Here is a 12,894-nt window from a genome sequence, read left to right on the forward strand (position 1 = left end):
ACTTCGCAATAGTCATTCTTTTGATGGATTGCCGGGTCACAGGCGAGCGGAAGCGACGCCGTCATTCTGACGGCTGTGCCGGCCACCACGAAAGAGAAGTCAATCCTCCCGCACCACGCGGATGTCGACCTCGCGCTCGACATAGCTCCATTCCTCGGTCGCGCGCAGCATGCCGACCAGTTCGTCGAACAAGGTGACGTGGTCGGGGGCGAATTCGAACCAGGTCAGGAAGTCGAAGGGCATGCCGAGGTCGCGCGAATGAAACAGCTGGCGGGCGATTGCGGGGAGGAATTTCAGGGTGCCTTCGATGTGGTGCGACTTGTCCTCGAAGATCTTGCGGCGCTCCTCCTGCGTGAGCTCCCACCACGCCGCGGATTTCCGGATCGGGATCAGCGCCGCGTGCGTTGCCTCGCTGCGGCCGAGCCCGGCCTGCACGGCCAAGAGCTTCTCGCGCTCCTCCTTCTCGGTGTAGCGCAGATGGCTGGCGACGCCGGCGAGCCGCCAGGAGGTCTGCGCCGGCAGCAGCGGCAGCGCGATCGATTCGCTCGCAACGATCGACAACGCCGCGACCTTCGGCAGCGTCTCGCCCTTCACCCGCGTGATGGACGTGACCTGCCAGCCGCCGCTCTGTCCGCCTCTGAATGTCGTGAACATGGCCTATCCAATCCCGGAAGGGGGGAGGGGGCAAGCTTGCCGCACAGGCTCTCCACCGTGGATTTGGGGGTAACCCGCTCGACGGAGCCGCGACGGGCCAGACCTGTGAATAGCCCGGAAAAGCCCCACATTGTTCGGCATGGCGGGCCGTGCCGCTATATGGCTAACCGGTTGTCCGCGATTCGCCGCCCGAGCCCAAATCCTGACTGATGCGTTTCACGCCCGAATTCCTCGATGAGCTGCGCGCCCGGCTTCCGGTCTCGGAAGTCGTGGGCAGGCGCGTCAAGCTCAAGAAGGCCGGCCGGGAGTGGAAGGGGCTGTCGCCGTTCCAGCAGGAAAAGACGCCGTCGTTCTTCGTCAACGACCAGAAGCAGGCCTGGTTCGACTTCTCGTCCGGGCTGAATGGCAACATCTTCGACTTCCTGATGAAGACCGAGGGCGTGACTTTCCCCGAGGCGGTGGAACGTCTCGCCGCGATGGCGGGTGTCCCGCTGCCGGCGGTGACGCCCGATGCCGCGCGACACGAGCAGCACCGCCGCACCCTGCACGACGTGATGGAACTGGCGACCAAGTTCTTCGCCGACACGCTGGCTTCGCGGGGCGGCGCCAAGGCGCGCGGCTATCTTGCCGACCGCGCCATCTCGCCGGCGACCCAGCTCCAGTTCCGGATGGGCTATGCGCCGCCGGATCGCTTCGCGCTGAAGGAGCATCTCGGCGCACTAGGTATCTCCACCGACGACATGGTAGAGGCCGGGCTTCTGGTGTCCGGCGAGGACAAGCCGGTGCCGTTCGATCGGTTCCGCGACCGCGTCATGTTCCCGATCACGGATGCCCGCGGCCGCGTCATCGCATTCGGCGGGCGTGCGCTGGAGAAGGACGTTCCGGCAAAGTACCTGAACTCGCCGGAAACCACGCTGTTTCACAAGGGCGACAATCTCTACAATCTGTTCACCGCGCGGCAGGCCGCGCATGACGGCGCACAACTGATCGTCGTCGAGGGCTATGTCGACGTCATTGCCATGGTCACGTCGGGCTTTCCCGGCGCCGTCGCGCCGCTCGGCACCGCGCTGACCGAGAACCAGCTCGGCCTGCTCTGGAAGATGGTCGACGAGCCGATCCTCTGCTTCGACGGCGACCGCGCCGGCCAGAAGGCGGCTTATCGTGCTGCCGACCTTGCATTGCCGCAGCTCAAGCCGGGCAAGAGCCTGCGGATTGCGCTGCTGCCGGAAGGGCAGGACCCCGACGATCTCGCCCGCTCCGGCGGCCGCGGCGCGATCGAGGACGTGATCTCGGCCGCGCGTCCGCTCGCCGAAATGATCTGGTCGCGCGAGATCGAGGGCGGCAATTTCGATACGCCCGAGCGCCGCGCCGCGCTGGAGGCGCGGATCGGCGAGCTCACCAATGGCATCCGCGACGAGGTGGTGCGCCGCTATTACCGGCAGGACCTGCAGGAGCGGCTGCAGCGCAATTTTGCGCCCGAGGGCGGCCGCGGCGGTTATGGCCGCGGCGGCTACGGAAGGGGCAATTTCGGCGGCGGCCGCGGCGGCGAATCACCCCGCCAGTTTGTCCCCCGGGGACCTGCCCAAAACGGCCGACAGGGAGGCCCGCAGGGCGGCCGGTTCGGTGTCACCCCCGGGATTTCACGGGGTCCCTATCAGGCCGCCAGCCCCCAATTGGCCAACAGCCCGATCATGCGCGGCCAGCGCAGCGCGATCTCGCGCCGCGAGGCCCTGATCCTGCAGTCGCTGATCAACCACCCCTGGCTGCTGCACGACCATCTCGAGGAGGTGGCGGCGCTGGAGCTCGCCCATCCCGAGGCCCACAAGCTCAGGGCCGCCATCATCGCCGCCTTTGCCCACGACCATCACCATTCCCCTGACGCCGAGGAGCAGGCCGAGAAGATGCGGGCCGACCTGGAAGCAGGCGGATTATCCCCTATTCTTCAAAGGGTTGAGCGGGCGATCACAACCCAGGCGGTGTGGGGTGCGCAGATCGGCGCGGCGCGCGAGGATGTTTTATCAACCTGGCGTCAACTCGTTGCCTTGCATCAGAAAACCCACGCCTTACTTAGGGAAAGAAAAGATGCGGAAGCGGCTTTGGCTGAAGACTCCAGCGAGGCCAATCTGGCATGGTTGCAGGATATCCAGGCCCGGATGGCAGAAGCCGACGGGACCGAAGCCCTGATTGAAGGGTTCGGCGAATTATCGGGCCGGTTCCAGCGTAATGTCTGATAACAAAAATGCTGCGGACGGCGCTGGCCGCACCCGCGAAAAGACTCGCCAAATCCATGGTTTGGCTGCAAAAACAGGGTTAAGCGAAACTTAATAGCTACCGTAGCATTTTCAGGCGAAGTGGTTCCCGGTTCGCCATCAGAAAATGCGTCAGATATGAATCTGTCGCGTCTTCCGATCGTAAAACCGGTATCCACTTTTACGGAAGACGCGACGGGCTATTGCAGATTGGAAACCGTCGAGACGGATGACAGGGGTGGCGAGATATTGCGCCGCCCTTTGTGCGTCGAGAGAGTAAATCTAGATTTCGTGCGGATGCGCGTGCGTGGCGCCATTTTGCATGACCGCGTTTCGGGAGCTTAGTGAATGGCCACCAAGGCAAAGACGCTGCAGGTTAAGGACAAGGAAAAAGACGACAAGGCAGCGGATGCTCCTGAGAAGGATGCCGCTGACGCGCCGTCGCCGTTGCTCGACCTGTCGGATGCCGCGGTGAAGAAGATGATCAAGCAGGCCAAGAAGCGCGGCTTCGTGACCTTCGATCAGCTCAACGAAGTGCTGCCCTCCGATACGACGTCGCCCGAACAGATCGAAGACATCATGTCGATGCTGTCAGACATGGGCATCAACGTCACCGAGGCCGACGACAGCGAAGGCGAGGACGAGAAGGACGACGGCGACGACGAGACCGATAACGAGCTCGTCGAGGTCACGCAGAAGGCCGTCACCGAGGTCAAGAAGTCGGAGCCCGGCGAGCGCACCGACGATCCCGTGCGCATGTATCTGCGCGAGATGGGCACCGTCGAGCTGCTCTCCCGCGAAGGCGAAATCGCGATTGCAAAACGCATCGAGGCCGGCCGCGAGGCGATGATCGCGGGCCTCTGCGAAAGCCCGCTGACCTTCCAGGCCATCATCATCTGGCGCGACGAGCTCAACGAAGGAAAGATCTTCCTCCGCGACATCATCGATCTCGAAGCCACCTATGCCGGCCCCGAGTCCAAGGGCGGCATCAATCCGAACCTGATCGGCAACAACGGCGCCGAGGGTGCCGCCGCTGAGGGCAATGGCGGCGACGCGCAGGCCGGTGCGCCGGCCCATGTCGCGCCGCCGGCAGCGCCGCCGTCGCCGACCCCGTTCCGCGCCGCGCCCGCCGGTGGCGAAGCCGCCACCGAGGAGAAGGATCCCGCCGAGGCCGCCGCCGAAGGCGACATGGACGACGACGAGTTCGAGAACCAGATGTCGCTCGCCGCCATCGAGGCCGAGCTGAAGCCGAAGGTGGTCGAGACCTTCGACAAGATCGCATCCGAGTACAAGAAGCTGCGCCGCCTGCAGGAGCAGGACATCGCCAACCAGCTGCAGAGCGAGTCGCTGTCGCCCTCGCAGGAGCGCAAGTACAAGAAGCTGAAGGACGAGATCATCGTCGAGGTGAAGTCGCTGCGCCTCAACCAGGCCCGCATCGATTCGCTGGTCGAGCAGCTCTACGACATCAACAAGAAGCTGGTCTCGTTCGAGGGCCGCCTGCTGCGCCTCGGCGACAGCCACGGCGTCGCGCGCGAGGACTTCCTGCGCAACTACCAGGGCTCCGAGCTCGATCCGCGCTGGCTCAACCGCGTCTCCAAGCTGTCGGCCAAGGGCTGGAAGAACTTCGTCCATCACGAGAAGGACCGCATCAAGGACCTGCGTCACGAGATCCAGTCGCTTGCGGCGCTCACCGGGCTCGAGATCGGCGAATTCCGGAAGATCGTGCACGGCGTGCAGAAGGGCGAGCGCGAGGCCCGTCAGGCCAAGAAGGAGATGGTGGAAGCCAACCTCCGTCTCGTGATCTCGATCGCCAAGAAGTACACCAACCGCGGCCTGCAGTTCCTCGACCTGATCCAGGAAGGCAATATCGGCCTGATGAAGGCGGTCGATAAGTTCGAATATCGCCGCGGCTACAAGTTCTCAACCTACGCCACCTGGTGGATCCGGCAGGCGATCACCCGTTCGATCGCCGACCAGGCCCGCACCATCCGCATCCCCGTGCACATGATCGAGACGATCAACAAGATCGTCCGCACCTCGCGCCAGATGCTGAACGAGATCGGCCGCGAGCCGACCCCGGAAGAGCTCGCCGAGAAGCTCGGCATGCCGCTCGAGAAGGTGCGCAAGGTCCTCAAGATCGCCAAGGAGCCGCTGTCGCTCGAAACGCCTGTGGGCGATGAAGAGGATTCGCATCTCGGCGATTTCATCGAGGACAAGAACGCGATCCTGCCGATCGACGCTGCGATCCAGTCCAACCTGCGCGAGACCACGACGCGCGTGCTGGCCTCGCTCACCCCGCGCGAGGAGCGCGTGCTGCGCATGCGCTTCGGCATCGGCATGAACACCGACCACACGCTGGAAGAAGTCGGCCAGCAGTTCTCGGTCACCCGCGAGCGCATCCGCCAGATCGAGGCCAAGGCGCTGCGCAAGCTGAAGCACCCGTCGCGGTCGCGGAAGCTGCGGAGCTTCCTGGACAACTAATATTTCCGATTGTCATTGCCGGACTCGACCCGGCAATCCATCGAAACAACAACGGCGGGCCTGGGCCCGCCGTTTTCATTTTGATCCGTCTCCGACGTCATCGCGAGGAGATTGCTTCGCTGCGCTCGCAATGACGTGGATAGAGTTGTGTGGCCGCCGCTACTTCTTCTTGGCGCCGACGCGCTCGATGGACTTGATCTCGAGTGGCGGGCGGCCGCCCTTTTCGGCGATCTCGCGGTCCTGCTCGCGCAGGAAGGCGCGCACCGGCTCGTCGCCGTCGAGCCCGCCAATGAGCTCCGACGGCACGCGGCGGTTGGAGCGCTGCGAGCCGTCTTCATAGAAGACGTTGAAGAAGGCGAATTCGCCTTTGGGATTGGTCCCGGGTTTTTTCGGCATGCGCGGCTTGTCCTCGATCGGGGCGCCGCTGTCAAAGCAAATCGCCTGCGTCAGCGCGCCGGTCTGCCCTGCGCGATGGGGTTGCGTGCGGCCCTTGCGCAACGTCGGGCGCAGTTCGGCCCGGCATGCGCTCGCGGTGCCCGTCCGGTCACATCAACGACATATACGGCTCAGCCCTCGAACAGCACGAACGCCGCCCACACGCTGGCGTCGCCCGCGCCCGCGACCTTGCCGTCGCGCGCATCGCGCCTCGTCTGGCGCAGCGCATCGGAATAGGTCAGGCCCTCCGCGAGGTGCTCGTAGAACCGCACAGTGAAGTTCGCGGTGCCCTGGTCGGCGACCGGCCACAGCGTCAGCAGCGCGCGCCGCGCGCCGGCGATGCCGAGCGCGGTCGGCAGGCCGCGCAGGCCGCTGACGAAGCTCTCGTCGCCGCGGCCGGTCTCGCAGGCCGACAGCACCAGCAAGTCGAGACCGGACAGGTCCCAGTCCATCAATTCGAAGCCATAGAGATAGCCGTCGTTCTCGTCGCGCAGCGGAAATCGGCTGTCGCCGGCGCCCGACAGCACGATGCCGCTCTGCCAGAGCGTATCGAGGCCGGAGGCCGTGCTGTCGCGATAGAAGCCGTGCGTCGCCAGATGCGCGATGCGCCTTGCCGATCGCCGCGCGCAGCGTGCCTTCGCTGACGCCGCGCCCGGTCAGCATCTCGACCGGCGCGCCGCGCGCGCGGGCGAGTTTGGCGATCGCCTCGATCTCGGTCCGGGTCGCGGGCAGCGGCATCGGCCCCGGCTCGCCGTATTCGATGCCGCCGGCGAGCAGCATCGCGCCCCGCTGATCGAGCGTCTCGCGCGCATGGATCGCGATCAGCGCATCGGGGCTGGTCAGCATCCGGATCGTGAACTTGTCCTCCAGCAGGCCGCCGCCACTGCCAGGCAGCAGCGCGAACGGCACGGCGAACAGGAAGCCGTCAGGCACGACATAGAGCGTGGTCTTGTCCTTCAGCAGCGGCTCCAGCGGCGCGAACAGCCGCGCCCGGAGGTTCTGGAAGCGGCCCTTGACGTCGGGCGCGTGCGTGTCGGGATCCGGCGCAGCGGCCCGCGTCGCGCGCAGCCGCGCGATCTCGGTGCGCACGCCGGTGTCGACCATCCGGCCGGGATCGCCGAGATCGACCACGCGCGGCTCGCTCGTTGCGGTCTCGACGATGGCGTAGAGCACGGTCGCCGCCAACGGGTCTTTCGCCTGGCGATCCGCCTTCCATTGCCGGGTGATGAAATAGTTGACGACGGCTTCCCGCGCCGCGAGCAGCTGTGACGGGCGGATCGGGTCTTGCGGCAGCTTCATGCCGATCGCATCGAGCCGCTTCTGCAGCGCCTTCTCGGCGGCGTCCTGCCGCCCCCACACCGACCTCGCCCAGTCGTCGATATTGCCCGACGAGAACAGCTCCTGCTTCTCGCCGTTGAGCCGGAGCGCCGTCCGCAGCAGCGTCGCGGTCTCCTCGTCCTTGCCGGCGACCTCTGTCTCGAGCTGGCGCAGCGCCGTGGCGTCGGCGCCGCCGAGCGTCTTCCAGCGCAGCACGCCGGCGGCAAAGGCCGGCTGCGCCACGGCGGAGCCGGCGCCGGTGGCGAAGCGGCCGAACGCGAACAAGAGATGGTCGGCATGGGCGCGGATCGCTTCGGCGACGGCGCGATCGCCCGATGTGCCGACCTCGCGCTTCATCCAGTCGAACATCTCGCGGTCAAGCGCGGCGAAGGCCTGCACCGCGCGGCTCGGATCATCAGCGATCAGGGCGGTCGCGATGCCGAGCTTGATCTCGAAGCTGATCGGATGCTGCGCGGTGAAGGCGCGGGTCGAGATCGCCAGCGCGGTCTCGCGCAGCCGCATCCCCTTGTCCCGCTCGCGGCGCTGCTCGCGTTGGCCGGCAGCCAGCACCGCGGATTTGATGCGCAGGAAATCCGCATAATTCGCCTCATTGGCGACGATCGCCTCCAGCCGCCCCAGATCGGCCGGCGCGATCGCGGCATCGCCGGCGGCGAGCATGTCGGTGTAGAACAGCCAGCCGTCGGCCTGTCCGGCAAAGCTCGGATCCTTCGGCGCCATCGCGGCCGCGATCGCGCGGTGGCGGCGGAAATAGCGGCGGGCGTCGTCGAAGCGGCCGAGATTGAGGAAGTCCTGGCCGGCATTGTTGACCGTCACCAGCGTGTTGAGATGGTTCTCTCCATAATGTCGGGCGCGCTTCTCGGTCGCGAACAGATCGAGCTCGAGCGCCTTCGCCGGCGCGCCGATCTCGCGCAGCATGTCGGCATAATTGTTGGCGAGCTTCCAGGTGGTGCGATGGTCGGGCCCCAGCGCCTTCTCCGCACGCTCGAAATTGTGCCGGCCCAAATTGGTCGCCGACGCCGCCGAGCCGTTGGCGGACAGCGCGACCGCGAGCTTGTCGCTCGCGATCAGCGATTCCTCGGAGCCTTCGCCCCAATAGGCGTTGAACGCCGCGATCGCCTTCATGTAGAGCGGAACGGCTTCGGCGATCCTGGCGTGGTCGGACAGCAGGATCGCGTACATCAGCAGCACGTCGGCATTGCCGGGCGGCCGTTGCGCCGCCGCCTTGCTCTGGAACGCGCGCACGAACAGTTTTTCGGCGAGATCGTCGCGCTTGACCGCGCGCAGCGTCGCGGTCGCGTCGAAATAATGCTCCATGACGAACTGGCCGTCGTCGAGCTTGTCGGCGGCATCCAGTGCTGCAAGCAGCTGTGCATAGCCCGCGTCGAACTTGCCGCCGCGCGTCAGCGCGATGGCGTTCTTCATTTGCGCGGCGATCGCCTGCGTGCTGCCGGCGCCTTGCGCCGGCGCGCGCTTGGCGGGGGCGTTCTGCGCGGCGGCGGTGTCGATCGCTGCGCTCAAGAAAGCGCCGAGCGCGAGCACGACACCGATCGATGCGGCAGCCCTGCGCGCGCGTGCGAAACCCAGGGGGAAGCCCAAGGCGATCGTCATCGGCAGCACATCCTCATCCCCAAACGCGTCATCGGATGGCATCCCCAAATGACGGCGGCGTTGCAGCCGGCGTGCCTGGCTTTAGCGGCGCGGCTTTGCATGAACTAGACAGCGCAACCGGCCGCCTGCCGGCGGAAGCAGCTTGTCCGGCCTGTGCTTCTTGGTCGCGGCCGGCGGCTTCGGCGTTCATGCGTCGCATCCTCAAATGCTGCCGTGCGGTGCGTCGCTCGCCCGGGCACCGCCGCTTGCATGCCACCGGCAGTCAAGCCAACGGACGATGTTACCGCCGGCCCGCCGTTCGCGCAGAGGCGAGGGCAGAGGTGAGGGAATGGCTGGCGGTGGAGCCTCGCGCGCCAGCGCACTTTTCCGGCAGCGGTCTTTCGTATCGTCGCGCAAACGAACGACGGCCGAAAGCCGAGCTTTTTCTGACCATCGTCACTTGCGTCATGCCGTCCGATTCGCGTATGAGGCGCATCCTTCTATTTCTACAACCTCTCCTTCGAGAATCGATCGCCGATGTCCAACGCCACAATCGACGCCAACAAGGCGCTCGTGCTCGCGCATTACGACGCCGTGACCAACCGCCACGATCCCGAGGCGATCCGGGCGCAGCTGGCGCCCGACTTCTTCGACCATGCGGTGGGCAAGCGGCTGAGCGCCGAGGACGTGATCGCGCATTCGGCCGCGATGCACGAGACCTTCGCCGACCTGTCGGCGGTGGCGGAATGCCTGGTGGCCGAGCGCGACATCGTCGCCGGCCGCTTCGTCTGGCGTGGCCGGCACCGCAGCCCGTGGCGCGGCATTCAGCCAACCGGCCGCCACGTCGAATTCCGCGGCATGACGTTCTGGCGGATTCAGGACGGCAGGATTTCCGAGCGCTGGGCGGAGATCGATTTTGTGGACCTGGAGCGCCAGCTCAGGGATTGAGCTTCGGCTACGTGCCGATCGGTTGATGGATGCGCCGTGGTCATTCACCGTGCGAACATGGATAGAGGCGCGTAGCTGCCCGTCGAGGATGGAGTGTCGTGCCGACGCTTTGACTGCCTCGTTTGCTCCATGGCATGATCGGCCAATCGAAGCAGGGGGATTCTTGCATGCTCAGGTGTCGTTTGGCGGTTGTGTTCGGCGCCTTGCTGCTTGCCACCCCCTCCTACGCCGCGCGCTGCGGCGGCAGTTTTCCGACCTTCGTCCAGTCGTTCTCGCAGGAGGCGGCGAGTGCCGGCATCCAGCAGGACGTGATCTCCGCGGCGCTCGGCGGCGTGCAGCAGGATGGCGGGGTGCTCGCCTTCGACCGCCGGCAGCGCTACACCTTCAACAAGACCTTCGAGCAGTATGTCGCAACCCGGGTCGGGCCCGGGCGCATCAATGGCGGCCGCGCGATGCTGCAGCGGCACGCCGCGCTGCTTTCGAAGATCGAGCAGCAGTATGGCGTGCCGCGCCAGATCCTGGTCGCGATCTGGGGGCTCGAGACCGATTTCGGCAAGGGCGACATGGGCAAGCTGCCGGTGTTCCGCGTGCTCGCGACGCTGGCGCATGATTGCCGCCGCACCGACCTGTTCCAGGGCGAGCTGCTCGCCGCGCTCAAGATCGTGCAGCGCGGCGATCTCCGTCTCAACGACATGATCGGCGCCTATGCCGGCGAGATCGGCCAGACGCAATTCTTGCCGTCGTCCTACATCAAGTATGGCGTCGATTTCGACGGCGACGGCCATGTCGACCTGCGCCACTCGGTCGCGGACGTGCTGGCCTCGACCGCGAACCTCCTGCACACCAGTGGCTTCAAGATGGGCGCGCCCTATGGCGAGGGCACCGCGAATTTCGAGGCGATGCGCGAGTGGAACAGGGCGGTGATCTATCGCAAGACCATCGGGTATTTTGCCGATCAGCTCGTGGGGCGGTGAGGGCGCGGCGGCCTTGTCCGTCATTGCGAGCGGAGCGAAGCAATCCATCTTTCGGCACATGCGGGGCGATGGACTGCTTCGTCGCTTCAGCGCAAAATTGCTTCGCAAATTTGTCGCCGAGCTCCTCGCAATGACGATCGTTTCCATCGGGCCGCATCACGCATGGAAAAATGGATTCCGGGTTCAGCCCTGCGGGCTGCCCTCAGATGCGCAATTGCGCATCGGGGAATGACGGTTGAGAATTCTGGTGTCTCCATGGAAACCATCGGCAGCCAAAAAATCTGGTCGTTCTTCGACCGCCGCGGATGCCAGGTCGCGAAGAACTCGGCGGTGCGGGAGGGGCCGGGCCATCGCGTCGGCTCCTATCTCGAGCTCGCCACCAAGATCGCCGAGCTGCAATTCCTCAACCGCGATCATGTGCTGCTGTTTCGCGGCCAGGGCGCCGACTACAGGAACATCAAGCGCAACTCGTCGCTGAAGCCGACGCTGTTTCGCGGCGGCCGCGGCAATCCCGATCAAGCGACGCTGGTCGGGCGGTTCGATGCGCTGCAACGCGCCGAGCGGATCCTGATCGCCGAATACGCCAGGGAAAAGCTGCTCGGGCTCGAGCGGTTGAAGCGGCATCGCATCCTGCGCTGGTCGATCCTGCAGCATTACGAGGTCTGCACCACGCCGCTGCTCGACGTCACCCATTCGATCCGGATTGCCGCCTCCTTTGCCTCGCTGGCGGAGACCGGCACCGCCTTCCTCTATGTGCTCGGCGTGCCGAATCTGAGCGGCGCGATCACCGCGAGCGCCGAGGCCGGCCTGCAGATCGTGCGCCTCGCCAGCGTCTGCCCGCCGTCGGCGGTGCGGCCGCACATCCAGGAGGGCTATCTGCTCGGCGAGTATCCGGAGATGTCCGGCACCGAGCAGAAGGAAAACTACTTTCCCTACGAGATGGATTTCGGCCGGCGGCTGGTCGCCAAATTCTCGTTCGCGCCGGCGTCGTTCTGGAAGAATGATAATTTTCCGCAGGTGGCGAGGAGCGCGCTCTATCCCTCGGAGCGGAGCGATCCGCTGTTCCGGCTGGCGCTCGGGGTGAAGAAGCAGCTGGGGCGGGTAATCTCGTGTCGCGATGACGCGCAGGCGTGACTCGCAGGCATGGTATGACCCGCGGGCCGTGCAACATCCCCGGTGTCGTCCCGGGCTTGACCCGGGACCCATAACCACAAATGTCCGTGTTGCACGACGCTGTGGCCCCCGGCGTGCCTCACCAACCCAATCCTGTGGTTATGGGTCCGGCTTTCGCCGGGACGACGGCGGTGCGCGGGTTACTCCGCGCTATCGTGCTACTGGCTCGCACTCGCGGCATCGCGCGCGATCCGCCGCGCCGCCGTCTTCTCCATCATCCGTTGCATCGTTTTCCAGTAGGTCGCCGGGCGGAAGCGTTGCAGCAGGTCCATGAAGTATGCGTCCTTGCCGATCAGGATGCGCGGCTGGTTCTTCTCGATGCCGGCGATGATGCGCTGCGCGGCCGCGGTCGGCGTGGTCCTGGCCAGTGCGTCGAAGCGCTCGATCGATTCGGCGCGGCGGGCATTGTCGGTGACGCCGGTGCCGGCGCGCGAGTTGCGCGCGATGCTGGTGGCAACGCCGCCCGGATGCACCACGGACAGACGCACCGGGCTGTTCGCCACCGCAAGCTCGTGGCGCAGGCTTTCCGAGAAGCCGCGCACCGCGAACTTGGCCGCGCAATAGGCGCTCTGGCCGGGCGGGGCGATGATGCCGAAGATCGACGAGATGTTGACGATATGCGCCTCGCGCCGCCGCGAAAGCTGCGGCAGGAAGGCGCGGGTGCCGTGCACCACGCCCCAGAAATTGATGTTGAACAGCCACTCCATCTGCGCCTGATCGAACTCGCCGAACTCGCCGAGCAGCGCGACGCCGGCATTGTTGACGACGATGTTGAGCGAGGGGTGCGCTGTAACGGCGGCCTCCGCGAACGCCGTGATCTGGTCCGGCTCGCTGACATCGAGCCGATGCACGGTGACCTTGCGCGGGCTCGCTTTCGCGATCTCCGCGGCGGCGGCCTGCAGGCCGGCCTCGTCGCGGTCGGCGATCGCCAGATCGCAGCCGCGCAGCGCCAGTTCATGCGCGAGCGCGCGGCCGATGCCGCTGGCGGCTCCGGTCACGGCAGCGGCGGATCCAGGGATCGCGGTCATGTCGGGTGAGCTCCATCTCAACGGGGG

At 65.9% G+C, this 12,894-nt stretch carries 9 protein-coding genes and 1 pseudogene; 5 read left to right on the forward strand and 5 right to left on the reverse strand.

Annotation, left to right across the window (positions count from 1 at the left end):
- Positions 1-99 precede the first annotated feature (99 nt).
- On the reverse strand, positions 100-654 hold the full coding sequence (locus ACVMB1_RS40910) for a chlorite dismutase family protein (RefSeq protein WP_076827947.1): 555 nt from the start codon (positions 652-654) through the stop codon (positions 100-102).
- A 209-nt stretch (positions 655-863) separates the two neighbouring features.
- On the opposite strand from ACVMB1_RS40910, the gene dnaG reads away from it, so the two are divergent.
- The gene (gene dnaG, locus ACVMB1_RS40915) at positions 864-2,885 is read left to right on the forward strand and encodes a DNA primase (protein WP_083715013.1); all 2,022 of its coding nucleotides are present in this window, start codon (positions 864-866) and stop codon (positions 2,883-2,885) included.
- A gap of 366 nt (positions 2,886-3,251) precedes the next feature.
- On the forward strand, positions 3,252-5,384 hold the full coding sequence (rpoD, locus tag ACVMB1_RS40920) for an RNA polymerase sigma factor RpoD (protein ID WP_057018061.1): 2,133 nt from the start codon (positions 3,252-3,254) through the stop codon (positions 5,382-5,384).
- A gap of 159 nt (positions 5,385-5,543) precedes the next feature.
- Here the strand turns inward: rpoD and ACVMB1_RS40925 are convergent, their stop codons facing one another.
- The 3 genes and pseudogenes from ACVMB1_RS40925 to ACVMB1_RS40935 form a co-directional block, all read right to left on the reverse strand.
- A complete protein-coding gene (locus tag ACVMB1_RS40925; protein ID WP_026192271.1) occupies positions 5,544-5,780 on the reverse strand; it encodes a hypothetical protein in 237 nt (78 codons plus the stop codon).
- 170 nt (positions 5,781-5,950) lie between these two features.
- Entirely contained in the window at positions 5,951-6,424 is a 474-nt protein-coding gene (locus ACVMB1_RS40930) for a CHAT domain-containing protein (RefSeq protein WP_456815200.1), read from the reverse strand.
- A 22-nt stretch (positions 6,425-6,446) separates the two neighbouring features.
- Positions 6,447-8,807, reverse strand: a pseudogene (locus ACVMB1_RS40935) (tetratricopeptide repeat protein); the annotation flags it as partial.
- A 474-nt stretch (positions 8,808-9,281) separates the two neighbouring features.
- Between ACVMB1_RS40935 and ACVMB1_RS40940 the strand changes: the two are divergent.
- The 3 genes from ACVMB1_RS40940 (at position 9,282) to ACVMB1_RS40950 (ending at position 11,800) form a co-directional block, all read left to right on the forward strand.
- Positions 9,282-9,692: an ester cyclase gene (locus ACVMB1_RS40940; protein ID WP_076827941.1), complete on the forward strand. Its 411-nt coding sequence runs from the start codon at positions 9,282-9,284 to the stop codon at positions 9,690-9,692.
- A gap of 167 nt (positions 9,693-9,859) precedes the next feature.
- Complete coding sequence (locus tag ACVMB1_RS40945) at positions 9,860-10,666, forward strand: lytic murein transglycosylase (protein ID WP_076827939.1); 807 nt, start codon at positions 9,860-9,862, stop codon at positions 10,664-10,666.
- A gap of 255 nt (positions 10,667-10,921) precedes the next feature.
- On the forward strand, positions 10,922-11,800 hold the full coding sequence (locus ACVMB1_RS40950) for an FRG domain-containing protein (RefSeq protein WP_456849749.1): 879 nt from the start codon (positions 10,922-10,924) through the stop codon (positions 11,798-11,800).
- Positions 11,801-11,997: 197 nt separating this feature from the next.
- Here ACVMB1_RS40950 and ACVMB1_RS40955 read toward each other — a convergent pair whose 3' ends face one another.
- Positions 11,998-12,867: an SDR family NAD(P)-dependent oxidoreductase gene (locus tag ACVMB1_RS40955; protein ID WP_057018056.1), complete on the reverse strand. Its 870-nt coding sequence runs from the start codon at positions 12,865-12,867 to the stop codon at positions 11,998-12,000.
- Positions 12,868-12,894: the final 27 nt, after the last annotated feature.

Source organism: Bradyrhizobium sp. USDA 4504, assembly GCF_054063995.1.